Consider the following 24,496-nt stretch of genomic DNA (forward strand, 5'->3'; position numbering starts at 1 on the left):
AAGGTTTTGCCACAGGGGCGATTAAGACTTGCTTAAGAATGTCCGAGTAAGGTGCGCAACCATGGTCCGGAATCCTCCGGAAACGCCCGGGTGCTGAAGTGAGGCTGTATGAGACTCCCGAATTTGCGGTCAGGTAGTTGGGACAGGTTGCCCCGTTTCCTGCTTGCCGGTGGCACGGCCACTCTTCTCCATTGGTCGGCCATGCTGATTCTGATCGGGTTCGGCGTGGCCGCCCTGCTCGCAACAACCATCGGAGCAACCCTCGGTCTGTTGGCGAACTATGTTGCCCAGCATCGCTATGCATTCTGCTCCGACCTGCCGCATCGAATCGCATTCCCGCGCTATCTCACTGGAGCAGGATTGAGCTGGGCCCTGAACCTGCTCGGTTTTTCTCTGCTGCTGGCGGCAGGTGTCGGCGTAGCCCCTGCCCAACTTGTTGCGACCGGCCTGGTTGCCTTTGCCAACTATCTCTTTGCCCGGAGGTTCGTGTTCCATGAAGAACAGACAATCAACGTTCAGTAACCCGATGCTCAGCATCATCGTTCCGGTCCACAACGAGGCCGATGTTATCCCTACACTCCTGAAACGGCTGGATCTGGTATGCCGGCAACTGACAGGCAAGGTAGAGCTTCTGTTCGTGGACGATGGCAGCCATGACAATTCCGTTGCCCAACTACTTCGGGCAAGGCATCGCCAGCCCGGCATACGCGTGGTCCAGCTTTCTCGGAATTTCGGCAAGGAAGCGGCGGTCACTGCCGGGCTGGAGAACGCCAGGGGCGATGCGGTGATACTGATGGACGCGGATCTGCAGGATCCTCCGGAACTGATACCCGGCATGGTTCAGGCGTGGCAGAAAGGGGCCGATGTGGTGTTGATGAAGCGCCGCTCACGCGCAGGTGAGAGCTGGCTGAAGCGCATGACGGCGAGTGTGTTCTACCGTTTGATCAACCATATCAGTGACGCGTCAATACCGGTCGATACCGGGGATTTCCGGCTGATGAGCCGCCGCACGGTAGATGCCCTGAACCGGTTACCCGAGCGCAATCGCTACCTGAAAGGCATGTTCGCCTGGGTCGGCATGCCGACGGTGACTCTCGAATTCGATCGGGATCCGCGAGCGGCAGGCAAAACCAAGTGGAACTACCTGAAACTCATGCATCTGGCCATGGAAGGCATCACGTCTTTCTCGACCCGCCCCCTGCGCCTTGCCCTCGTTCTCGGCCTGCTTGCCGCTGGCGCCGGCGGCCTTTTTGGCACCTGGGAAGTCCTCCGGGCCCTGATTCTGGGCATATCCACCCCAGGCTACGCCTCAATGATAGCGATGGTCACCTTCCTCTCTGGCGTCCAGCTACTCTGTGTCGGGCTACTGGGGGAATACGTAGGACGCATCTACATGGAAACCAAACAGCGGCCGGTCTTTATTGTTGCGGAAGACAGCGATGAGTTCGCCCAACCAATTCTGCCCCAACTGCGAGTGGCCGGTAATGACCAGAAACATTAATACCCTGCTCTGGCTGCTTGTTACGGTGATGGCCGTACGGCTTGGCCTGACGGCCATATTGCCCCTGGCCGACACCACAGAACCCCGCTACGCAGAAATAGCCCGCATCATGGCCGAAACCGGCGACTGGATAACACCCTGGTTTGATTACGGCGTGCCATTCTGGGGCAAGCCACCACTGTCGTTCTGGGCGCAGGCAATGTCCTTCAGGTTGCTCGGCGTGACTGAATTTGCCGGCAGGCTGCCCTCCTGGCTGGCCAGCGTTGTCACCGTGTTTCTGGTCTATAAGCTGCGTCGCTACCTGCACCCCGATCGCGGCAGTGAGGCATCCAGAATATCCGGGCTCTGGGCGGCTCTGATCTATGCGACCACTGCCCTCGGATTTCTGACTGCTGGCACCATCATGACCGATTCGTTCCTCGCCCTGGGTTGCACCCTGGTGCTGACCAGCCTGATTGTCCGCCTCCAGGGCGGCCCGGAACTGTGGGGCTGGCTGTTTTTCGTGGGCCTTGCCATTGGCCTGCTTGCCAAAGGCCCGCTGGCCCTGGTGCTGACCGGGCTACCGGTATCTCTCTGGGTTGTCCTCACCCGGCGCTGGCTAACCCTCTGGCAGTTACTGCCCTGGTTGCGCGGGTCCCTTCTGACCCTTGCTATTGCCGTTCCCTGGTATGTCCTGGCCGAGCTGAAAACACCCGGCTTTCTAGATTACTTTATCGTGGGAGAGCACATCAAACGGTTTCTGGTCAGTAGCTGGCAAGGCGATCTGTATGGCAACGCCCACGAGTTCACCCGGGGCACCATCTGGCTGTACCTGATCGCGGCCAGTTTTCCATGGGGCCTGATCGCCATTGCCGCATTCGCAAGGAACCGCTGGCACAAACGCACCCCACAGCACCAATGGCAACCTCGGGAAAAAGGCGTTGGTGGACTGGTTCTGGCGTCCGCGCTGAGTCCGGCCCTCTTTTTTACACTGTCGGGCAATATTCTCTGGACCTATGTGCTTCCGGGTCTACCGTTTCTCGCGGTACTGGTATCGAGCCTCTGGCCCGATGGGTTCACCCGGCCAGTGCCGGCTTCGGCTCTTGCCGCTGTCTTGGTGATACCCATGACAGGAACCGCTGCCGGTGGCTGGATTGCCATTCACCCTGAGCAACTGAAAACCGAACGGGATCTGGTGGCCAGGGTCGATCAACTCCCCGGCATGACGGCACACAACCTTGTGTATCTGGACAAAGCACCCTACTCAGCGCGCTTCTATAGCCAGGGCGAAGTCCATGCCATTGATGAGGCCGTCGTTATCCATCGACTGGAGAAGGGAATCCTGCCAGAACCCATGGCACTGGCGGTAGCGAAGGGCAATAAACCGATGCTCCGGCGGCTGGAAGCCCTGACCGCACCCATCGAAGAAAACCGGCGCTATCGCCTTTTCCTGCTGAAAACCCTGCCTGAAAGCACCGCCCACACCTCGGATCGAAAAAGCAAAACCGGCGGTATCGATTACAATGCAACCAACGACCGACCATTGAGCTGAAAACCAACCGGATTCCTGCTAGATGCGAATACTACTGGTAGAAGATGACCATCACCTGGCCAACACCATGCTGGGCATGCTGCGCGACGAGCAGAATACCGTCGACTGGCTGGATGACGGACAACAGGCCCTGAACGCCCTGCTCAACGACAGCTTTGAACTGGCCATTCTGGATCTGACACTGCCCAGGGTGGACGGTCTGGATATCGTTAAAAAGGTCCGCAACGAGGGTGTCGAAACGCCGGTTATCATCCTCACCGCTCGCGCAGATCTGGATGAAAAACTGCAGGGGCTGAATGCTGGAGCGGACGATTATCTGACCAAACCCTTCGCCATGGCAGAACTGAAGGCCCGGATCCGGGCCGTTACCCGACGCGGCTCCAACGTCCGGACCGCCGGTCTGCAAGTCGGCAGGCTGATACTGGATCCAGACTCAGGCAAGCTTCAGGTGGGCACCACCACCACGGCCCTCCCACGCAGTGAATTCCAGATCCTGCATTACCTGATGCGCCATCCCGACCAGGTCGCGACACGGCGCCGACTGGAAGAGCAGCTATACGGCTGGGAACAGGGCGCCGAGAGCAATGCGCTTGAGGTGCATGTGCATCACTTGCGGCGGCGTGTCGGCAAGCAAACCATTCGCACGGTTCGCGGGGTCGGTTACATGCTCGACAGTAACGCGGCTGCGGAGGCTTCCCCGGAATGAGCCTGACCCGCAAACTGATCCTGCTGATCACCAGTACCGTCTTTTTTATCACCCTGATTGCAGCCGGCTGGGGCTTCTTCGTCAGCGACCATCAGCTGGAAGAAGTTTTTGATGCCGAGCTCGCCCAGAGCACCCGCATTGTCCAGGGGCTGGTTGAACACCTTTCTTCTACCCAGTCTACCGACCAGTTGTCCCACACCCTCGCAAAAACCCTGCAACTTCCGGAGAGCGCCTACCAGGGAGATGAAGAGGAAGACGAAATTCTGCCGGGCGGAGCAGGCCACAAATACGAACGCAAGATTGCCTTTGAGGTCTGGTCACCTGACAGGGAGCCGATTCTGGACACCCTCAGGGCCAATGATTCGCAAGGACTGGAGCCGGGGTTCGGCTGGCAGGAAGTAACGGGTTTTCAATGGCGAACCTTTACCCTCCGGGATCCCGCGACCGGCTTCTGGATTCGCACTGCCCAGCGTGAGGATGTCAGGGACGAACTCAGCCAGGAAATTGCATTGGGCAACGTACTGCCCTTCCTGGTCGTACTTCCTCTGCTCGCAATTGCCGTGCTTGTATCCATACAGGTTGGCTTCCAGCCCCTGAGGAAACTTGAGAATCCGGTTCGCAACATGGCACCGGAAAACATCCACCCCCTGGACGACCGCCAGGCACCGAAGGAGGTCGCCGGGCTGGTGCAGGCAGTGAATGGTCTGCTCAGGCGCCTCAACCAGGCCCTGGAGCGGGAACGTCGCTTCTCTGCAGACGCCGCTCATGAACTCCGAACCCCTCTGACGGCACTCCGCCTGAATCTGGAAAAAGTCTGCGAGGACAACCCGGAGCAGTACGAGGATCTGATCCGATCCGTCGATCGCATGGTGCATCTGGTGGAGCAGATGTTATTGCTGAACCGGGTCGATTCCGGTGCCGATTTCACGCCCGAATACCACAACCTGTCAGCAATTGTGGAGCAGAGCATCGCCGACGTGGCACCACTGGCCCTGAAAAAGGACATTGAGCCTGTCCTCCAGGACGATGCCCGACAAGCCCTTGTGTGTTGCCACAGTGCTCTGATCAACACCCTGATGCGATCATTGCTGGCCAATGCCATCCAGTACAGCCCGGACCATACAGCCATTGAAACCCGCCTCACGCCCTCTGGAGAGGGGTACCACATCACTGTCTGCGACCAGGGGCCGGGCATTCCTGCCGGGGAGCGGGAACGGGCACTGAGCCGTTTTGTGCGTCTGGATCAGCGCCTCGGTGGTGGTGCGGGCCTGGGCCTTGCCATTGCCCGGAGAATTGCCGAGCTGCATGGTGGTCAGCTTACTCTGGGAGAACGACCGGATGGCCAATCCGGGCTGTGTGTCAGTATCTGGCTTCCGGCTCGCCCTGCTTCACAGCACAGGCAGGCCTAGACCTCAAAAGCAGTGACAAGGTTACCTCAACGCGATTGAGTTGTAGTCCTTTAACAGGGAAAATAGACATCCCTTGGGAGGAGCCCATCGGAATCGCTATTTTCAGGAACCAGTCAGGGACGTTAGCAAGAACGAAACGCCATGAAAAAACAGGAAATTAAAGCACTCAGGGAAGACAACCGTGTTGACTCCGTAAAGATCGTGCGATCCCCTTCCGATGCGAGCAAGTGGGTTGTGCTCTTCAAAGAGATAGACGGGAAGAGTTTTTTCCTGGTCTCCGACGATGACCAGGTGTGCAGTTACCTGACGCTGGATACAGCCGTCGAGACCCTGGATTCGCTGGGATTTGCACGAGCGGAAGTGCTGTTCTGACAGGCCCTATCCGGTTTTGATCAGGGTCACCGACACCTGCAATCCGCGACCTTCCGGACCGGCAGCAAGACGAATGTCGCCGCCCATGCTTCGAATCAGCGTGCGAGCGATCGCCAGGCCGAGACCAGCGCCGCCGGTATCACGGCTGCGGGATTGTTCCAGTCGGTAGAAGGGTTCGAAAACCCGGTCCCGTTCGCTTTCGGGAATACCCGGCCCCTGGTCGACGATGGTGATCACTGCTTCTTTGTCTGTGGTTTCCAGTTTCACCTCCGCCTGCACACCGTAATTGACCGCATTCTCGATGAGATTCCGCAGAGCGCGTTTGACGGCTTCCGGCTGCCCCTGCAGAACGCATCTCGGACTGTCATTGCAGTGCACCGCCAGCCCCATTTCCTGCAGATCTCCGCAAAGACTGTCCAGCAGGGTGGCCAGATCATAGCGACGGTGCTGTTCGGTAGTACTGCCCCGGATGAAATCAAGGGTGGCTTCGGCCAGGTGCTGCATCTCTCTGAGCGAATCGAGTAGACGGTCCCTGTCCTCGCCTTCAGGCAGCATTTCCACCCGCAACCGCATGGAGGTGATAGGGGTTCTGAGGTCATGGGCCAGGGCCGCCAGCAGCCGGGCACGGTCTTCCTGGGCCCGGCCAACCTGGTCCTGCATCTGGTTGAAGGCGCGGGTGACTTCGCGAACATCCTCCGGCCCCTTTTCCGGTATCCAGACTTTTTCACCCCGCCCAAAGGCAAGAGCCGCACGGCTCAACTCACTCATCGGGCGCATGATTCGACGGATTGCCAGCAATAACGTCAACATCAGCAGCACGGCGGTAATACCCACACTGGTCAGCGTGGCCTTCAGCCACAACCATGAGGGCGCTGGGGGCTGAGCCCAGGCGTTAAACCACTGCCCGGAAGACAGTTCCAGAGAAACCCCCAGAACCGGTGGGCAGTCATGGCGGTCGTCCCGATGCTCATCGTCGTCACGGTGTTCCTCATCCTCGTGACGTTCATCATCTGCATCGTGGTGTCGCTCATGGTCCCGGCGGTTATCGTGATCCAGCTCCCGATCCGGCAGGCAGTCGCCTGCCCCAGAGCCCATGGCGGTTCTCACCTGCTCCGGAGGCAGGCCGAGCTCCTCAGCCAGCCGGCGTGTCATGCCGAAGGCCCGGTCTTCAGACAGGTAGGGTAAAGCATCAATAGAAAGCCGAAGGGTGGCACTGGAAAGCGCCCGCAGGATGCGCTGCTGGCGTTCGGGATCGGTGGTATCTGCCAGAGTATAACCATCGGCCACCCTCTGAAGTTCGTGCTCAAGGCTGGCACTGCGCAAGGCTCCCTGGCGCTCGCCCGCCAGGATGAAGATGGTGATGATCTGTGCCAGCAACAACACCAGAATCAGCAACAGCGCCAATTGTCCGCCGGCTCGCCGGGGCCAGAGCCTCATTGCTCTGCCCCCTCGACCGATGCAATCCACTGGTAGCCACCACCCCAGATAGTCTTGATCAGCCTGGGACTGCGGGCATCCGGATCAATCTTGCGGCGCAAGCGACTTACGTGGTTGTCGATACTGCGGTCAAAGGCATCCGCTTCTCTGCCAAGCGTCAGATCCATGAGTTGATCCCGTGACAAGACCCGACCGGCATGCTCCAGAAAAGCAAGCAACAGCTTGTACTCGGCGGTGCTCAGGGAAACCTCGACACCCTCCGGATCAACCAGTTGATGACGATCAACATTCAGCGTCCAGCCTTCAAACTTCAGGCACTGCCCTGCCATAGGACTGCGTTGTGGAGGCAGCGCCGTGGTCCGACGCATCACTGCCTTGATACGGGCCAGCAGTTCCCGGGGGTTGAAGGGTTTGGTGAGGTAATCGTCGGCACCCATTTCCAGGCCGACGATGCGGTCGGTTTCCTCGCTCATGGCGGTCAGAAGAATCACCGGCAGCCCCGTGTGCTCACGGAGGTAACGGCAGAGGGTGAGGCCATCATCGCCAGGCATCATGATGTCCAGAACAACAAGGTCGACAGAGTGCAGTCTCAACTGGCGCTTCATGGCATCGCCGCCATCCGCCAGCAACACCCGCAGGCCGTGCTCCTGCAAATAGCGCCCGACAAGATCGCGAATGTCTCGATGATCATCGACTACCAGAACCGTGGGAGAGTCGCTCACTCGTTACTCCGTGTGTGTATCGTCTGCCCCGATTATAGGGGAGTCGCTCTCTTCTCTGGGCGCAATCTTGTCAAAAACCATCACAATTCCGGCGCTTGCGACAAGTTGCGACAAATTGGGCCGGTGGCCGAGACAATTCTGCGACGTTTCCTTGCTGCAATAGATCCCGACCAACCATGACACTGCGTCATGGGTTTCATCTAGCAAGGAGTTCAACCATGAAAAAGACCACCACCACCATTGCTGCTCTCTCTGTCGCCGCCCTGCTCAGCGCTACGCCTCTGCTTGCCTCTGCAGATGACGACTACAGGAAAGACGACCGGGAGCATCACCACGAACATCGCCACCAGGGTAAACCCATGGGCGCCGATTTCGAGCAGTACAGCACCGAGGAAATGCGCATCATGGCCTACGGCCGTGCGCTCAAACGCTTTGGCCCTGGCGTGAAGGTTGCCGTTGAGGAGACCCCCGATGGTACTTACCTGATACAGCTTCGCGATGCCGAACAGAATCTGATCCGGGAACAGGAGATCAACCGATTTGGACATCCGGTTCGCGGCGAACGCCGGGACTGATAGCAAACAGCCAGTAGGAGACAATTTTTGGCTACGGCCCATAGGGAGAGTGGCTGGACGCCAGGGGCAGTGATTCGTCGCTGCCCCAGTCTGCCCAGGAGCCGTCGTACAGCGACAGCTGGTCATACCCCGCCAGCCCGGCCGCCAGCATAATGATGCAGGCGGTGATACCGGAACCACAGGAAAACACCAGTTGGAGCCCGTTACCGGGTTGAAGAGACGGTGCAAGCCCGGCAAACGTCGCGGCCAGCTCACTGGAAGACTTGAACCGGTAGCCGTCCAGCACTTCGGTAAACGGCAGGTTGAGCGAATGGGGGATATGTCCGCCGCGCACACCGGGGCGGGGTTCTGGAGCCTTTGCCAGGAAGCGCGCACGGGATCGCGCATCGATGACGGTTACCCCCTCATCCTCCAGATGCCGAAGAACGTAAGCGGAATCCCGAACCCGGCTGCAATCAAGGTTGCCCCTCACGCTGCCGGATGTGCCGGCCTTGGCAACCGGCTCAGAGACAACATCCCGCCCCTCGGCCAGCCACTGCGGCAGGCCACCATCCAGAACAAACACCTGGTTGACGCCCATCGCCCGAAAAATCCACCAGGCCCGGGGTGCTGAATAGATGCCCTGGTTATCGTACAGAACCACCTGGCTCTCTGGTGTAATGCCCAGTCTGCGGGCTTCTTTCGTGAACTGTTCCTCGGTCGGAAACGCGTGGAGCTGGGAAGACCCGGTATCGCAAAGCGTTCCCTCCAGGTCGATCTGGCAGCTACCCGGTATCCACACAGGGCGGTCATAAACAAGCGGCGCCTTACCAATGACCGTGGCCATACTCGCGTCAACCAGAACCAACCGTTCGTTATCCAGGTTTTCCTGCAGCCAGTCGGTTGTCACAAGGGGGGAATGCATAGTGTTCTCCGGTCTGGAATTATGAGAGTAAAACAACCATCACACGGACCTGCTGGTCAAACCAACGCCCCGTTCACAATGGCCCGCAATTCCTGGCGAATCGGGTAGGTTGAGGAGGGGATCAGTTGCGTCATGAAGATCATCACCAACTCCTCGACGGGATCGATAAAAAAGTTGGTGCTCGCCAGACCACCCCAGCCATACTCTCCGACCGAGCCGTTCGTCTGGGATTTGGCGACATCGGTCTTTACCGAAAAGCCGAGGCCAAACCCGCTCCCGGCATAAGGCGTTTCGCTGAACGCTCCAACAGACAGGCCTGGCAGGTCCTGATTGTCCGGCAGGTGGTTGCGACGCATGAATTCCAGAGTCTTTCGACCAATAATCCGCCGCCCCCGAAACTCGCCGCCCTCACAAAGTGCCTGGGCAAAGTGGAAATAATCGTCAATGGTGGAAACCAGCCCGCCACCACCAGACAAAAACGCCCTTTTGTGCCGGAAAGAAGACGTTTCCGGATCATCCTGCAGCATGAACTGATCGCAGGCCTTGTACTGATAACAGGCGGCGAAACGGTCAAGCTGGTCATCACGAACCTGGAAGCCAGTGTCAGGCATGTCCAGAGGTTCGAAGATATGCTCTCGCAGGTATTCATCAAAAGGCTGATCCGCCAGCAACTGCACCAGATACCCCAGGACATCCGTGCTCACCGAATAGTTCCAGGCGGTGCCAGGTGAGAACTCCAGCGGCAGTTCCGCCAGGTGATCAACCATGGTTTCCAACGTCAGACTCCGGCTGCCATCCAGCTTCAGCTCCCGGTAGGCTGCGTCAACGTTGGTGCGGTTCATAAATCCATAGGTCAGGCCTGACATATGCGTGAACAGGTCGCGAATGGTCATGACGCTGGAGGCAGGTGTCGTCAGGAAATGGGGATAGACACCGCTCTTATAAACGCGCAGGTTTTTCCAGGCAGGAATGTACCTGTGTACCGGATCATCCAGCAAGAACCGCCCCTGCTCATATAGCTGCATCATGGCGACAGACGTGATCGGCTTGGTCATGGAGTAAATACGGAAAACCGTATCCCGGCGAACCGGCTTGTTGCGCTCTACATCCATCAACCCCTGAGCTTTCACATAGGCAACCTCCCCTCGCCGGGCAACCAGTGTCAGGGCACCGGGTAATTTCCCCGGCTGAATATAGCGACGGTCAAGGAGGGCTTCGATGTTTTGAAGATGATCCGGTGAGAGGCCGGCAGTCAGTGCGGGTCCCGTCATTGAGAAGGTACCTTGTTATGGTATTTGGATTTGTTGAGGTGCTATGCCTTTGCACACTCGATACCTTCAGCCGCTTTCATGGACTCAAGATACCTCTGCATTAGCTTCTTGTAGGCAGGAGATTGCATGACCTCGGTCTGCATGACGTCGCGAAGACCGTTACCGTCAGGATGTGCGGGCTCGGAGCGGGCGGCACGAGCCTGCTCGCGGAGTTGTGCATACCGTTGGTTCTCGGAAGCGATGCGCTGACGGTCCGCTTCGGACAGGCTCAGCCAGTTGTTCAATGGCATTTGTGTGCGCAATTTGGCGGGCTCGGCATGGGCGAAGAACGCCACCTCAATCTCGCGGCGTTCGACCGATCGCAATTGGTTTTCCAGATACAACTTAGCTACGTCTTCGTACTCCGGGGCCATCTCCACAACCAGTTGGGTGACGCTGCCCTGCCAGGTTTTCTGCGTCTGCGTGTAGGCTTGATATTTCCCAATGACACAGTCCGGTGGCGCGGCGGCTGCAGCCGCAGCAACGAAAGCCATAAGCAGACCGCCTATCAATATCGAGAATCTCATTCCGGGCTCCTATCAAGGGCATAACAACTTACCAAGCGACGTGTGATTGTTGGCTAAAACGTGCTGCTGAACCGAACCAACCGTTACGAGCTCTGCTTGACCTGCGTGTTATAGGTTTTGGCGCTTAATTGCATTTAACGAATCTACCACGCTTGACACACGTTGAAACGCATTGTTTGCGTATGCAACTACAAAATAATCGCCTCTTTTTTGATCAAAACCTAAAAACTTATTTGTACGATCGACTTCTCCAAAGTGTGACTCAATGTCATCTTTAGAGATCTTCAGCTCTATTGAAATTCCTCTTACGTTCCCATACAAAGTTTCACTCTTTATAATGCCAACATTTTCCCATGGAACACCAAGAGATAACTTATTTTTAGACTCATTAAACGAAGCCGGGAAACTCAAGCCATTATTGTCCGCCGAAAAGTAAACCCAACCTTTCCAATTTCCAGGTTTTAACGCAGGCACCAAAAACACCAAACCTAACATTAAAAAAACATACTTAAATATAACCGGAGAATTACCAGACCAATTATTATAAGTATAAAAAGCAATCAACATACAAAAAGATACAATAAAATAAGAAAAACAAATTAACCTGGCGCCCCAGGGAGGCGTTTCGTACTTAAACATTCGATACCTTTTGATTTTGCACCAACATTAATAAAACACAATTTCGGGCACAACGCATTTCTGTCTCATTATCATTCAGCTTGATCGTGAGGGTAGATCTGTTAGCGTTAGCTGATCTTATTCGTTAAAGGCTCCCTAAACCTGACACCCTCCTCATGACCAATACCCGTCGTTTTTCAGGAACTTCCGCTCCCGGCCACCAGATCCTCTGGGACTTTGAAGCACAGGAATTCCCTCTGCCTGAAGGAGCTGGCCTGGGTCGCATTCAGATGTTTGCCTTCAATGACGGGCTACAGCTCTACCGATCAGAATTCCGTGTGCAACACGAGTGCATTATCGACAGCAATGCAGGCGAAACTGAACTCGGCAATCTGCTGTGCAGCATTCTGCTACTGACGGGCGAGGTGCTGCTGGAAACCCCGGATGGAGTGCAGCACCCGATAACGCCTCAGTCCGGGCTTCTTTTCCGGGTTCAGGACAATGGTACACGCATTATTCTCAGGGGCGGGCAGACGGTCAGGCACATTGGCGTAACCGTTAACATCCCTACATTCCATCATAGGCTGGGGGACACACTGCCCGGCGATCTGGCCGCTTTTTCATCATTTCCGGAAACCGGGGTGGTCAGCCGAAAAATCCCCGTGCAATCCCGGTTGCGCAGCCTTCTGGCCAATATTTTCTCGCCGCAAACCTGCAGACCAGACTCACTTCAGGAGCTCGCCCTGGAAGGAATATCCCTGTCCATACTCGCTGAGATGAGCCGTATCGTTCTTACCAGGGATTCCAACCAGGAAGAGACAGTTTCACTCTGGGGAGAGCACATTTTTGAGGATCTCAAGACCTACATTCGCAGTCACCTTGCACTCCCCCTAAAGACTGACGACATCTGCAAACGGTTCGGCATTTCCAAACGTCAGTTGGGCCAATTATTTCATACGCTTGCGCAGTGCTCGCCCAAAGAATTCCTCCGGCGGGAGCGCCTTGGGCATGCACGGGAACTGATCCATCAAAAGGGCATACCCGTTAAAGCCGCGGCCCATGCCGTGGGCTACAACCATGTCAGCAACTTTACCAAGGCCTATCGGGACCATTTTGGTGAGACACCAGGGCAAACTCTGCGGCTAGTGGAAACAGGGGCGACCCAATAACGGGTTGCGCCCCTGCCATGTGGGGACAGACGAGCCTCAGAAACGAAGCGTCCAGTCCAGGCTTACACCCTGACTGTCAGCATCACGTGCCATCTCGCCCTGATAGCTGAGCCCCAGGGTCGAATCCGGTGACACCTGCACCGACGCACCCACTTCTACCTCAGCCGTATGGCGAGCCAAGGGTGTGCCCTGGATGGTGAAGGCATTGCCGCCGTCTACAAAGGCCAGGCGGCTTTCAGCCCCCCGGTCCGCAAAGGCGTACTTCCAGCCCACTGAGCCGTGGAGGTTGATACTGGCTTCACCCAGGGGAACCCCGGTGCCGCCACGCAGGCCCAAAATGCTGAACCCGGTGCCGCTGTCCTCGCTCTTGATCCTCAGTGCCGCGTTGCCGCCCTGCTCCTGCGCGCTGTCGTTGCTCAGCGATACCCAGGACACACCAGCATAGGGTTCCAGCCAGTAGCTCTGGAACGGCAGCCGGTAACCCAACTCGGAGAACGCCAGCAAATTGCTAACATCGTATTCAGCGGTCAGGGTTTGCCCCAGCACCTGCCTTCGTTCGGTCTCGGCCTCGCTCCAGCCATAGCCCAACCCCAGGTTCAGATTGAACCCATCCCAGTGCTTGCTGACATACCCTCCCAGGTAGAGGGTGTCGCTGTCGCCATCAGCCTCCTGGCTGCCAATGGTGACCTCTCCGGAATTGCCTCCTCCAAACAGGCCCAGACGCCAGCCATTGCTCAACCGACTGTCCACACCAACCACCAGGCCGTAATTGTCGATGTCCAGGGACGCGCTTTGGCTTCCCCCCTCCAGCTCCCGGGACTGTCCCAACACCGAGAACCACAGGCCCCGATCATTATCACCGGCGGCATGCATGCGCTGCAGGGCCGCCTGGCGCACCTGTTCAGCACTGGTTACCAGCTGGGTGCGGGTGCCGGCATGGATTTCTCCGGACAGCCGGCTCATAGCGACAATGGCCTGGGCCTCGCTCATATTAAGAACCCGGTCATACACCCACTGCCCGGCTCCCAGGGAAAACGCCGCGTCTGCCGCCACCGTCTGATTGCGGTTCATGCCCTCCAGGGCAAAGGTCTCAATCGGCGGCTCTGGCTCTGGCTCTGGCTCAGGTTCCGGCTCAGGCTCTGGCTCTGGCTCCGGTTCCGGCTCCGGTTCAGGCTCCGGTTCAGGTTCAGGTTCAGGTTCAGGTTCAGGTTCAGGTTCCGGTTCCGGTTCCGGTTCCGGTTCCGGTTCTGGCTCTGGCTCTGGTGGTTTAGGAGTCACAGGTCGCAGCTTGCTGGTCAGATAGTAGGCATCACCGTCATGGTCGGTACTGAAGTTAAGGTAGGCGTAGTCGTCGGTGACGGCCTGCTGACCGTTGACAGTCAGGCCGCCTCCAGCCTGAACCAAGGTGTAGCGGGCACCGTCTGCATAGGTGGTCGACCCGTTGTCCGTGCCATTTTCTGGTGTCACATGAATCAGGGCGCCATCGTCAATGGTGGCGACACCGCCCACATCCACCAGATCGTTGTGGGTACCGGCGGTACTGCCGCCGCCAATCAATTCCACCCGATAGGTGGAGCCGGTGCCCAGGGTCCAGTCGCCGCCCACCGAGAGCGTGCCGATGGAGTTGCCCGGGGTGACGGTACCGCTGTTGACCGTCACATTACCCACCGACCCGCTGCCACCGAGGGCACCGCCATTGACCAGGATGTGGGAGTTGTCGAGCGATCCGTTGACCAGCAGGGTGCCATCGGAGATGGTGGTGTCACCGGAATAGGAATTGGCCCCCGTGAGGATGGTGGTGCCGGTGCCACGCTGGTTCACGCTGGACGTTCCACCGCCTTGTACGATATCGGCCGCCAGGGTCAGGGTGTCGGTCTGGTTGAAATTGACGGTGCCTGAGCCATCCCAAATCTCGATCTTATCTGCCTCCAGGGTGCCGGCGGCGGTCGGGTTCAACAGGTCGTAGGCGCCAAAATTCAGGGTGCCATGGCCGCTCCCGCTATACCCTAATTTAACCCGGGCACTACCGTCACTTATTGAGGCAATACCTCCATTCGCCAGAGTCAGGGTGCCGTTTTCTAAAATGCCCAACGTAAGCCCCTCCGCCCTGAGCACCGACCCGGCGCCATCCACGGTTACCTGTCCGCTTCCTCCCGGCCCATTACCCACCAACGTTACGCCGGAAACATCCACCTCACCGCCATCATTGACCTCCAGGATTCCGTCGCCCGAAGCACCCACATAAAGATGCTCTGTCAGCCGCCATTGCGCGCCGCTACCACTGACACGGGCCACCCCGATACCACCATTTATACCGACATAAGAACGTTCACTGGTCACGGAGCTGCCCGCCCCGATCTCCAGGGTGCCGGTCTGGCTGGCGGTATCGCCCACGTATAGACGTGCCGCACCATGGCTGATACTGCCGCCATCGCGCACGGCCAGAGTGCCGTTGGAGACACGGGTTTCGCCGGCAAAGGTGTTGGTGCCGGTAAGAATAGTGGTGCCGGTGCCGGTCTGGGATACGGTGCCGGTGCCGCTGATTTCACCGGCAAAGGTGGAATCATCAGACCGGTTGAACACCAGCGAGCTCCTGTTGATCACATTGCCCGCAATAAACCCGGAGGTGCCACCGTTGCCGATCTGCAGCGCGCCGCCATTGATGGTGGTGCCGCCGGTGTAGGTGTTGGTGCCGGTCAGGGTCAGAATGCCGGTGCCTTGCTTGGCGACAGTGCCGGTGCCGCTGATATCCCCGGCAAAGGTGGAATCATCGGAACGGTTGAACACCAGCGAGCTGCTGTTGATCACATTACCTACAATGGCACCTGAGGTGCCGCCATCGCCGATCTGCAGGGTGCCGTCAATGATGGTGGTATCACCGGTATAGCTGTTGGTGCCGGTCAGGGTCAGAATGCCTGCACCCTGCTTGGTCAGTTCCCCTGTCCCAGTCATGGTGCCGGCATAGGTTCCATCAACGCCCTGGTCGAAGACCACGGTCGCGTTGTTGGTGATATCGCCCGGCAGGCTGGTGGTGCTGCCCTGCAGGGTGCCGTCGGAGACCGTCGTGTCGCCCCAGTCGGTATTGGTGCCGGTGAGAACGGTGGTACCGGTGCCGCGCTGGTTGACGCTGACCACCCCGCTGCCCATCGAGCCACCCTTCCGGATATCTGCCGGCAGGGTCAGGGTGTCGGTCTGGTTGAAATTAAGGGTGCCTGAGCCATCCTGAACCTCGATGGCATCTGCCTCCAGGGTGCCGGCGGTGGTCGGGTTCAACAGGTCGTAAGCACCAAAATTCAGGGTGCCATTGCCACCCATAGACTCCCCTAGAATAACACTCCCATTACCCTCATTTGCTGAAGCCGATCCTCCGTGCGCCAGAGTCAGGGCACCGCTTCCATCTCGTCCCAGGTTCAGTTGCGACGCTTTGAGGTCCGACCCGGCGCCATCCACCGTTACTTGCCCAGTGCTGCCCGGGGTATTGCCCACATTCAGCTCGCTGGCAATCTCCACGTCACCACCATCGTGGAGCTCCAGGGTACCCTCGCCCAGGATTCCAAGAAAGAGCTGCTCTGTCAGCTGCCATTGCGCACCGCTGTCGCCGACACGGACCACCCCGATGCCCCCGAGTCCGATATTGGAGCGCTCACTCGTTACGGAGCCACCCGCCCCAATCTCCAGGATACCGGTCTGGCCGAGGGTATCGCCCACGAACATGCCTGCGGCACCATGGCTGATACTGCCCCCATCCCGTACCGACAGGGTGCCGTTGGAGATACGGGTTTCGCCAGCATAGGTATGGGTACCGGTGAGAATGGTGGTGCCAGAGCCCTGCTTTTCGACGGTGCCGCTACCGCTGATAGCGCCGGCGAAGGTCGAGTCATCGGCGCGGTTGAACACCAGTGAGCTGTTGTTGACCACATTGCCGGCAATAGATCCGGAAGTGCCGCCGTCGCCGATCTGCAGGGTGCCGCCAGAGATGGTGGTGCCGCCGGTGTAGGTGTTGGCCCCGGTCAGGGTCAGGGTGCCGGTGCCGGTTTTGGTGAGACTACCAGGAGCGAATGATTGATCTTCTCTTATTACCCCGGAGAAAAGCGTGTTGGTATCCAGGGCACCGACTTCCAGGCTTCTGTTGTTTTGAAGGCGTACAGTGCCAGCGCCTTCGAGGCTGCCAATGGCACCGGAATTAGCCATCCGGAGAGTGCCATCAATAATGTGGCGGGACGCGGCACTGAGGGAATTGGGGGCGGTGGCACTGTTTGCCAGTTCGCCCCCAGGCTCCACTGTGGTGTCGCCGCTATAGTGCCCTTCGCCCTGTTTTCCGAGACCCAGCATCATGCCGTTGGTGACGGTCAGGCCACCGCTTCCGGACAGGCCACCCAATAGCCACGTCTCGCCCGATGAGGGATTATCGGCTGTAAACGTAGCAGTCGTACCGAGCTCTAGTTTGGTGTGAATCCAGGTATCGGAAGCAGCGCCGCCAGGCGCAGAACGCCTGATTTCCGCGTCGGTACCGTCAAAAACCAGTCTGTCGGTGGCAGGGTCACCAGCATGGATTCTGATTAAAGTGCTACCCGGGAATGGCGAGACAACAGTCAGCTTGTTCAGCGTCAGGCCACCAAGGTCGTGGGTCGTCTCGAGATTCGTGGCTGAGGTATTGTCAAAAATCAGCTGCAGGTCCGTTGCGGGAACCGGTGCCGAGCCGTCCGCCCAGTTGCCATCAACCGACCAGTTCCCGGAAGATGCGGTAAAGGTTTCATCCACCGCCCCCGCAGGCGAGGCCCCCAGCAGCAGGCCGCTGAGCAGCACGGAGGCTTTGCTTTTACCCTTGCGGCGGCTGATCTCGGCAACCGCCATCCAGACGTTGAGGGCTTCGTTCCAGACGACGCGATAGGCATGATTCATGGTTACTGCTCTCTGCAAGGTGTGTTGGCCGACAATCCGGCGTCAGCCTTTTTGGCAACGAGTATGAAGGGGCTGTGACGGGGGGACTATCGGATTTCCGCAAACAACGCCCGGCTTGCCGCCCCGGTGTCGCCACGGGCCAGAGTGTGCGAGGGCCTGCAGTGAGGCATCGCGCAACAAGGAAGGGTGTCGGTTGTCCGTCCACTGTCATGATGAAACACCTCATCGGGATAATGCGTGTTCAAGCCATACTCTGTGTTGTTCCGGACTCACAAGCAGGTATAGCTTTATTGCAGTCAACAAAAAGCATAACGACGAGCAAAGCATGCCACAAGTAACGGTTTTTATGATTTTTCCGCACTTTTATGGCTTTCGCACCGTAGAAATGCTTTCTGCTTAGCCGCCCCCGGGAGCGTCGGATAGAAAGCTCTGACACTGGTGGAGCGAAGTTTTGCAACAACTATCGTATATCTCCTGCCTGAAGGGCATTACAGCTTTCCGTATTGATTCGGTGCTACCCTGGCACAAACACCGGGAAGCCATCCAACTCGGCACAAAGCAGGCGCTGACCAAACAGGCGTTCCAGCGCCGACGTTACCAGCATGTCCCGGGCGGGGCCCCAACAGGCCTGACCATCGGAGTAGAGTAAAAGGATCTGATCGCACCAGCGTGCGGCCAGATTGAGGTCATGGAGACACATGAAGACAGCCCGGCCCATGGCGGCCTGCTCGCGCAGCAGCCTCATAACAGAGGTCTGATGCTGTAAATCCAGGTGATTGGTGGGCTCGTCCAACAGCCAGATTTTCGGCTCCTGGGTCATCAGGGTAGCAATGGCTACGCGCTGACGTTCGCCGCCGGAAAGCGTGCTCACCAGGCGATCCTTCAGATGGATGACATCCAGGGCTTCCAGAGCCCGCTCCGCAAGCGCGAGATCCTCGCCACTTTCCATCTGCCAGGGTGACAACCAGGGATGGCGACCGATCAGAGCGGTTTCCAGAACCGTTGCCGGGAAACCATCCTGTCGATCCTGAAACACCAATCCCAACTGTTGCGAAACGCTTTTGCGTCGACTATCCACCAGCGGCATTCCATCGAGCAGCAGGCGCCCGCCACTGGGCGCCCTCAATCCCGCCAGGGTATGCAGCAAGGTGGTTTTCCCAACCCCATTGGGGCCAAGTACGCCCCACACCTGACCCGGCTCGACAGTCAGGTTCAGGGGCACGCCGGACGCACGGCCGGGGATATCGATGATCAGCTTCTCAGTGGTCAGGCACGGCATCATCGGCTCCGGTACAGCAGGTACAGGAAGGTTGGAACACCGATCAACGCCGTGATCACACCAACGGGTAACTGTTCCGGCGCGATGACCACCCGTGCCAGGGTGTCCGCCAGCACCAGCAACGTGCCACCGGCCAGTGCGCAGGCCGGCAGGATCAGCCGCTGGTCGTTGCCCAGCACCAGCCGCAGCATGTGTGGCACCACGAGACCGACAAAGCCAACCGACCCGGCCATGGTGACGGCGGTGGCTGTCAACAGGCTGGCCATCAGGTAGATCGACCACTCCAGGGGCCGAACCGATACCCCTAACGCCGCCGCCTGCAGGGAACCACGGGCCAACACGTTCAAGGCCCGTCCGAGGGGAAATACCACCAGACAAACCACCAGCAGAATCACGAGGCCGGGCCAGGGGGTGGCGGCGTGGGACAAATCACCCATCAGCCAGTACAACATGCCGGGCAACCGGCTGGCCGGTGTCATCGAAAGAATCAGAGTAATAATGGCACCCCAGCCAGCGGCCACCACCACACCGGTGAGCAACAGCCTTGAGGGGGTCCAGCTGCCACTTCCGTGGGCCAGACCAAACACCAGCAGGGTTGCCAGCATGGCACCGGCAAACGCGGAGCCGGAAACCAGAAAACCGGCAGTGCCGGCCAGCATTGCCAGCAACGCGCCCACCGCGGCGCCACCCGAGAGGCCAAGCACGTATGGATCCGCGAGGGGGTTTCGCAGTAACACCTGCATAAGAGCCCCTGCGACGGCGAGCAGCCCTCCGGTCGCAAAGGCGCTCAGGGTGCGTGGCAGCCGGAGCTCCAGGATGAGCGTTTTCTGCAATTCTGTGCCACTACCGGCTATAACCCGCAGGATATCGTCAACACCCATGGCCGTGCTGCCGATGCTGACGGAAAGCACAGCCGCCAGAACGCCTGCCAGAGCGAGGCTGAGCAGAGGCTTGTAGGGGCTAGAGATTGGCACGGGCCTGCTCCAGGGTCTGGCATAGATGCCTGGCTCCATCGGCCATTCGCAGCGTTGGCCGGGCCAGCAGGGACGGCGGCTCCAGAAAGAGATTGCCAGCGGCCACTGCCGCAAGTCCCGGGAACTGTTCCCAGGCTTTCAGCCACTGCCTGTCCTCCGATGACCCGGCGGTAACAATTGCCTCGGGATTCGCCTCCAGAACCGCTTCCCGGCTGATCCGGGGTACCAGCCGGGGCAGCTCGCCGAACACATTGGTGCCGCCGCACAGTGTGATGGCTTTGCTGATCAACTCGTCCTGATTCACGGTCATCAGCGGCTGTTCCCAAATTTGATAGAACACGCTCACCGGTCTGGCGTTGGCGCTCCTGGCCTGCAGACTTGCAATCTCATTGCGGAAGGCTTCGGCCCGCTGGCGACCCACGTCAGGCGAACCCGTCAGCAACGCAAGATTTTCCACCGCCAGGGCGATGTCTTCGAACTCCCGCGGCACAAGCCAGAATACCGGAATGCCGAGGTCAGACAGCCTGTCCATCTGGCTGCGGGAATTGCCATCCACCCAGGCCACCACAAGATCCGGAGCCAGAGCAACAATGGCCTCCAGGTCCAGGCGATTACTGTCTCCAACCTGCGGTAACTGCTCAGCTTCTGCCGGATAGTCGCTCCAGGCGCTCACCGCAACCACTTGTTCACCAGCACCTGCAGAAAACAGCAGTTCCGTTGCCCCCGGAGAGAGAGAAACAACCCGTTGGGCGGGCTCGGTCAGGCACACATTGCGGTTGATCGCATCAACCACGCACGTCTGTGCAGACGCATTAGCCATCCCCAGAAACAGCAACAACAAAAACCGATAAACCATGCAATGCAAACCTGTGCGTGTGGTCATGAGACTGGCAACCGCTGCCCTGCAGTCCGATTGACTGAAGATAACCCGAACCGTAAACTCTCGGGAGATTTCTATCCGTAGCAGGTGCTTGTCCTCTGAGCAGAATAGCTTAGCCATGAAGGACAAGTGAAACAGGGAAGATCGGTGCAATCCCGACGCTGCCCCCGCAACGGTAAGCGGTTTTGAGAGGACAGGCCCAGAGCCAGCCACTGCAGTAAGTCACTGCGGGAAGGCATCCTACTCCGACGATGTCGTCAGCCGCAAGCCCGGAGACCGGCCTGCTACCGGCTATCAGTGTTGCATGGCGGCGGGCCATAGACACGGAGTTTGCTGCCTCGATTCACGGGCGCTAAACCTCCTTTGGTAGCTATTCACGCAGCCAAAGCCGGTTTCTTTGGCTGAACGTTATAGCTTTCGCAGCCCGGGTTCTTATCTTCGATGTATCGAAAAACTCTATGCGTGATGCTTGTGCTCTGTACAACGTCAGTGACGCACGCGGAAGACGAACTGCCATTCATTGTGGTTGAGAGTTCTCGTATCAACAACGCAGCCGATATTGATCCGTCACAGTCCACCGGGCCTGTGCGTATTGTTGATCGTAACGACTTCGACAACCGAACCGCCAACCTCGCTGATGTCCTGGGCAGTCAGACCGGCGTTCAGATTCGTCAGGGCGGGGGCCTTGGCAGTTCATCCGCAATTTCGATCCGGGGTTCAACCTCTCGTCAGGTACAGGTCATTCTGGATGGCATGGTTCTGAACGATCCTGTCACAGGCGGTGTTGATCTCGGCAAGCTGTCGCTTAACGATATTCAAAGAATCCAGGTCTATCCAAGCGGGGCGCCTGCCCAGTTGGCGCAAACCGGTATCGGGGGCACCGTTGTACTGGAAACCCTGGGCAAAGACCTTGAGGATACAACACGGATCAATCTCGGAGCCGGTTCTTTTGACACCTTCCAAACCGGCCTGTACAGAAGCGGCAGCACCGACGATGTCTACTACTGGTTATCGCTGGACCGCCAGTCCAGCGATAACGACTTCGAATACCCCAACGCTCTGGACTGGTTCAACCCTAACGACGGCAGCACAACCACAAGACGCAACGCAGAGTTCGAACAGGATTCCTTCAGCGCCAAACTGGGCCGGGAGCTTTCCGAAACCAGTCAGGTTGACGCCCTGATCCAATACAGTCACCACGAGCAGGGAATCCCGACCATTCAAAACTGGCGGGACAATAACGCCTCCCTCGACAACGAAACCCTTCGCCTGCAGCTTCATTACCGGGAGCAAGGCTGGCTGGATGGCGCCGTGCACTCAAGCCACCGCCTTGTGGCTGGTGACATCAGCGAACGCTATGACAACCGTACCGGCCGGGTGGGCCTGGGCTCCAGCGACGTCAGCACTGATACTCGTCAGTTGGGTCTGATCAATACGGTCAGCGTGTTACTGGCCAACCACACGCTGACAACCAGTGTCGATGTCAGTCACTTTGATTTCAAACAGATCAATACGCTCAACACGACCTCACCAGACAACCGGGACCGCCTGCAGATTGCGTCGGCGCTCAGTCATCAATGGCGAACCAACGATGGACGCTGGCAAACTCAGGCCGCGCTGCGCCACTACATAACCCGTGACGATTCCAACCTGGCGCAAGGTGATGGCAACGTCACGTCAACAACCGCCAACTCGGATTACACCGGGTGGCAACTGGGTCTCAGTCATATAGTGTTGGACAACTGGACCCTTTCAGGCAACGTTGCCAGAAGTATCCGAATTCCCACGCTACAGGAGCTTTATGGACAACAGGGCCTGTTCGTCGGCAACGACGAACTGAACCCGGAAGAGTCGCTCGATTACGACCTGTCACTTCGCACCGACCGGGGCTGGGGGCATGCGGAAGTCACCGGCTATTTCCGGACTCTCGATCCGGCGGTCGTTGCCACCTATGACGCGCGGGGGGTTGGCCGTTATGTGAATCTGGAAGCGGAAATCTACGGTGTCGAACTGGACGGTTCAATCCGGATCGCGGACTGGTGGTCCGTGTTCGGCAACGCCACCTTCCAGGAATCCGAAAATACCGATGACTCGAACCGGGTGCGCTACCAGAAGCAACTCCCCGGCATTTACCACGAGTCATGGCTGATCGGAAGTCAGTGGCATCTGCGCCCCTTCACGTTCGAACTGACCTATCAGCGCGACGACAAGCTCTACTACGACTCAGCCAACATTCTGCCAGCCGACCCACGCAAGACCTTGAATGCGGTCTTACGCTGGGTCCGAATCTGGCAAAACCGCAGTCAAAGCGAGCTTGCTCTGGAAGTCCGCAACCTCTCTGACGAACTGTACCAGGATTACAACCGCTTCCCGGGACCTGGTCGCAGTTGGTTCGTTAACCTGAAACACACTTTCTGACTACCCTAAAAAAAAGGAATTGCCATGACGTACCCCATCTCCAATTTCAAGACCAAAGGGCTTACCTTATCTCTCGGTCTGTCCCTGATTCTTGCCGGCTGCGGGGGAGATTCGTCTTCCTCTGACGACCTTACCATCACCACTCGCGTCGGCATTATCGCGACAGCGTCGGATGATTACGCCTCTGGCGAGGTAGAGCTTGCCGCCATTGATGACTCCGGCATGACCGCCTCTGGCGGTTACTTTAGTGGCATATCCGACATTTCGGTGCAGGGATACGGCCAGAACTACTTCCTGCTCAGAAAGTTCGGGGCGGATCAGGTGCTGAAGATCGACATCGAGAACCCGGCCACCGAGATTTGGCAGACAAGCGCCCTGGCTCAGGGTGAAACCGACAGTGCCAACCCGTATCAGCTGGTCTTCGTCAACGAAACCAAGGCCTACCTTCTTCGGTATAACAAAGACACTGTCTGGATTGTAGATCCTTCGGCAACTCAGGCTTCCGAGTTCTTTACCGGTGAAACCCTGGATTTGTCCGATTATCTTCCTGCTGACACCACCGGGGCTCCGGGCATCTCATCGGGCGTCGTCGTGGATGGCAAGCTGTTCATTACCCTGCAACGCCTCGACGGCAGCTACCAGCCTTCAAATCGCTCGTACGTCGCCGTATTCGATACCGCCACAGACACAGAAATCGAAACCAACGCCGATGCGACGGACGCTCTGAAGGGTATTCCGTTGATCGGGACCAATCCATCAGGAATTCAGTATCTTGAGGGGACGGGTGTCATCGTAAACAACATTGGCTCCTACTCGACAGCAGCTGGAAGCAGCCTCGATCTGGTGGATCCGGTGAACTACTCCATCACGCCAATGATTGCAGATGAGGATATCAACACCCAGATCAGTGATGCGGTGATCGTAAGCGCCACAAAAGGGTATATTCTCGAGTACGCCGGTTATCAATCCATCTCCCTGCAAAGCTTTGATCCATCTCAGGGTGCATCCAGCCTGACAACAGTCGGAAGCTATTCCGGCGCGGACTTCCGCGATATTGAGCTCAGCCCTGAAGGAAGACTCTGGCTGGCCGATGCCCGTGTGAACAATCCGGGTATTCGCGTTATCAACATATCCGACAACACCGAGGCTGATTTCATCGAAACGTCCTTGCTGCCGCAAGACATTAGCTTCGCAGAGATCAACGACACTTTCTGATCAGGCCAACCAGGCCGACACAGGCTCCCGGAGCCTGTGTCGGCCTG

The 24,496-nt window shown here is 58.1% G+C and carries 20 protein-coding genes and 1 riboswitch; of the genes, 10 read left to right on the forward strand and 10 right to left on the reverse strand.

Annotated elements, in window-relative coordinates; all coding sequences use genetic code 11:
- Nucleotides 1-108: 108 nt before the first annotated feature.
- The 6 genes from KO499_RS14310 (at nt 109) to KO499_RS14335 (ending at nt 5,519) form a co-directional block, all read left to right on the forward strand.
- Nucleotides 109-522: a GtrA family protein gene (locus KO499_RS14310; RefSeq protein WP_215984429.1), complete on the forward strand. Its 414-nt coding sequence runs from the start codon at nt 109-111 to the stop codon at nt 520-522.
- A complete protein-coding gene (locus KO499_RS14315) occupies nt 494-1,501 on the forward strand; it encodes a glycosyltransferase family 2 protein (protein WP_215984430.1) in 1,008 nt (335 codons plus the stop codon). The genes KO499_RS14310 and KO499_RS14315 overlap by 29 nt, the downstream gene beginning before the upstream one ends.
- Nucleotides 1,485-3,032 (forward strand): ArnT family glycosyltransferase, encoded by a 1,548-nt coding sequence (locus KO499_RS14320; RefSeq protein ID WP_215984431.1) that lies wholly within the window; start codon nt 1,485-1,487, stop codon nt 3,030-3,032. The genes KO499_RS14315 and KO499_RS14320 overlap by 17 nt, the downstream gene beginning before the upstream one ends.
- A gap of 22 nt (nt 3,033-3,054) precedes the next feature.
- Entirely contained in the window at nt 3,055-3,738 is a 684-nt protein-coding gene (locus KO499_RS14325; RefSeq protein ID WP_215984432.1) for a response regulator transcription factor, read from the forward strand.
- Nucleotides 3,735-5,147 (forward strand): ATP-binding protein, encoded by a 1,413-nt coding sequence (locus KO499_RS14330; RefSeq protein ID WP_215984433.1) that lies wholly within the window; start codon nt 3,735-3,737, stop codon nt 5,145-5,147. The genes KO499_RS14325 and KO499_RS14330 overlap by 4 nt, the downstream gene beginning before the upstream one ends.
- Nucleotides 5,148-5,288: 141 nt before the next feature.
- On the forward strand, nt 5,289-5,519 hold the full coding sequence (locus KO499_RS14335) for a hypothetical protein (RefSeq protein WP_215984434.1): 231 nt from the start codon (nt 5,289-5,291) through the stop codon (nt 5,517-5,519).
- A gap of 6 nt (nt 5,520-5,525) precedes the next feature.
- Here the strand turns inward: KO499_RS14335 and KO499_RS14340 are convergent, their stop codons facing one another.
- A complete protein-coding gene (locus KO499_RS14340) occupies nt 5,526-6,956 on the reverse strand; it encodes an ATP-binding protein (protein WP_215984435.1) in 1,431 nt (476 codons plus the stop codon).
- Nucleotides 6,953-7,678, reverse strand: coding sequence for a response regulator (locus tag KO499_RS14345; protein WP_215984436.1), 726 nt, complete (start codon nt 7,676-7,678; stop codon nt 6,953-6,955). The genes KO499_RS14340 and KO499_RS14345 overlap by 4 nt, the downstream gene beginning before the upstream one ends.
- A gap of 218 nt (nt 7,679-7,896) precedes the next feature.
- On the opposite strand from KO499_RS14345, the gene KO499_RS14350 reads away from it, so the two are divergent.
- Nucleotides 7,897-8,253, forward strand: a complete 357-nt coding sequence (locus tag KO499_RS14350) for a hypothetical protein (protein ID WP_215984437.1) — start codon at nt 7,897-7,899, stop codon at nt 8,251-8,253.
- Nucleotides 8,254-8,284: 31 nt separating this feature from the next.
- On the opposite strand, the gene KO499_RS14355 is transcribed toward KO499_RS14350, so the two are convergent.
- The 4 genes from KO499_RS14355 to KO499_RS14370 all read right to left on the reverse strand — a co-directional run bounded on the left by KO499_RS14355 (nt 8,285) and on the right by KO499_RS14370 (nt 11,633).
- On the reverse strand, nt 8,285-9,157 hold the full coding sequence (locus tag KO499_RS14355) for a sulfurtransferase (protein WP_215984438.1): 873 nt from the start codon (nt 9,155-9,157) through the stop codon (nt 8,285-8,287).
- A gap of 56 nt (nt 9,158-9,213) precedes the next feature.
- Nucleotides 9,214-10,428 carry a serine hydrolase domain-containing protein gene (locus KO499_RS14360; RefSeq protein WP_215984439.1) on the reverse strand — a complete coding sequence of 405 codons (1,215 nt, stop codon included), beginning with the start codon at nt 10,426-10,428 and terminating at the stop codon, nt 9,214-9,216.
- 41 nt (nt 10,429-10,469) lie between these two features.
- On the reverse strand, nt 10,470-10,994 hold the full coding sequence (locus tag KO499_RS14365; protein WP_215984440.1) for a hypothetical protein: 525 nt from the start codon (nt 10,992-10,994) through the stop codon (nt 10,470-10,472).
- Between the two features lie 108 nt (nt 10,995-11,102).
- Nucleotides 11,103-11,633 carry a hypothetical protein gene (locus KO499_RS14370; protein ID WP_215984441.1) on the reverse strand — a complete coding sequence of 177 codons (531 nt, stop codon included), beginning with the start codon at nt 11,631-11,633 and terminating at the stop codon, nt 11,103-11,105.
- A 155-nt stretch (nt 11,634-11,788) separates the two neighbouring features.
- Here KO499_RS14370 and KO499_RS14375 point away from each other — a divergent pair, with 155 nt between their 5' ends.
- Entirely contained in the window at nt 11,789-12,781 is a 993-nt protein-coding gene (locus KO499_RS14375; protein ID WP_215984442.1) for an AraC family transcriptional regulator, read from the forward strand.
- 36 nt (nt 12,782-12,817) lie between these two features.
- On the opposite strand, the gene KO499_RS14380 is transcribed toward KO499_RS14375, so the two are convergent.
- From KO499_RS14380 to KO499_RS14395, 4 genes are all read right to left on the reverse strand, one after another.
- The gene (locus KO499_RS14380) at nt 12,818-17,683 is read right to left on the reverse strand and encodes an autotransporter domain-containing protein (protein WP_215984443.1); all 4,866 of its coding nucleotides are present in this window, start codon (nt 17,681-17,683) and stop codon (nt 12,818-12,820) included.
- Between the two features lie 514 nt (nt 17,684-18,197).
- Complete coding sequence (locus tag KO499_RS14385; RefSeq protein ID WP_215984444.1) at nt 18,198-18,962, reverse strand: ABC transporter ATP-binding protein; 765 nt, start codon at nt 18,960-18,962, stop codon at nt 18,198-18,200.
- Nucleotides 18,962-19,936 carry a FecCD family ABC transporter permease gene (locus tag KO499_RS14390; protein WP_215984445.1) on the reverse strand — a complete coding sequence of 325 codons (975 nt, stop codon included), beginning with the start codon at nt 19,934-19,936 and terminating at the stop codon, nt 18,962-18,964. The genes KO499_RS14385 and KO499_RS14390 overlap by 1 nt, the downstream gene beginning before the upstream one ends.
- Nucleotides 19,923-20,819 carry a cobalamin-binding protein gene (locus tag KO499_RS14395; RefSeq protein ID WP_228339960.1) on the reverse strand — a complete coding sequence of 299 codons (897 nt, stop codon included), beginning with the start codon at nt 20,817-20,819 and terminating at the stop codon, nt 19,923-19,925. Before KO499_RS14395 ends, KO499_RS14390 begins: the two co-directional genes overlap by 14 nt.
- Nucleotides 20,820-20,884: 65 nt before the next feature.
- Nucleotides 20,885-21,116: riboswitch (cobalamin riboswitch) on the forward strand.
- Nucleotides 21,117-21,257: 141 nt separating this feature from the next.
- Between KO499_RS14395 and KO499_RS14400 the strand changes: the two genes are divergently transcribed.
- Both KO499_RS14400 and KO499_RS14405 read left to right on the forward strand, forming a co-directional pair.
- Nucleotides 21,258-23,234, forward strand: coding sequence for a TonB-dependent receptor (locus KO499_RS14400; protein WP_215984446.1), 1,977 nt, complete (start codon nt 21,258-21,260; stop codon nt 23,232-23,234).
- Between the two features lie 24 nt (nt 23,235-23,258).
- Nucleotides 23,259-24,449 (forward strand): hypothetical protein, encoded by a 1,191-nt coding sequence (locus KO499_RS14405; RefSeq protein ID WP_215984447.1) that lies wholly within the window; start codon nt 23,259-23,261, stop codon nt 24,447-24,449.
- Nucleotides 24,450-24,496 lie beyond the last annotated feature (47 nt).

The sequence above is a fragment of the Marinobacter sp. F3R08 genome (assembly GCF_018860425.1).
In the GTDB taxonomy this organism is placed as follows: domain Bacteria; phylum Pseudomonadota; class Gammaproteobacteria; order Pseudomonadales; family Oleiphilaceae; genus Marinobacter.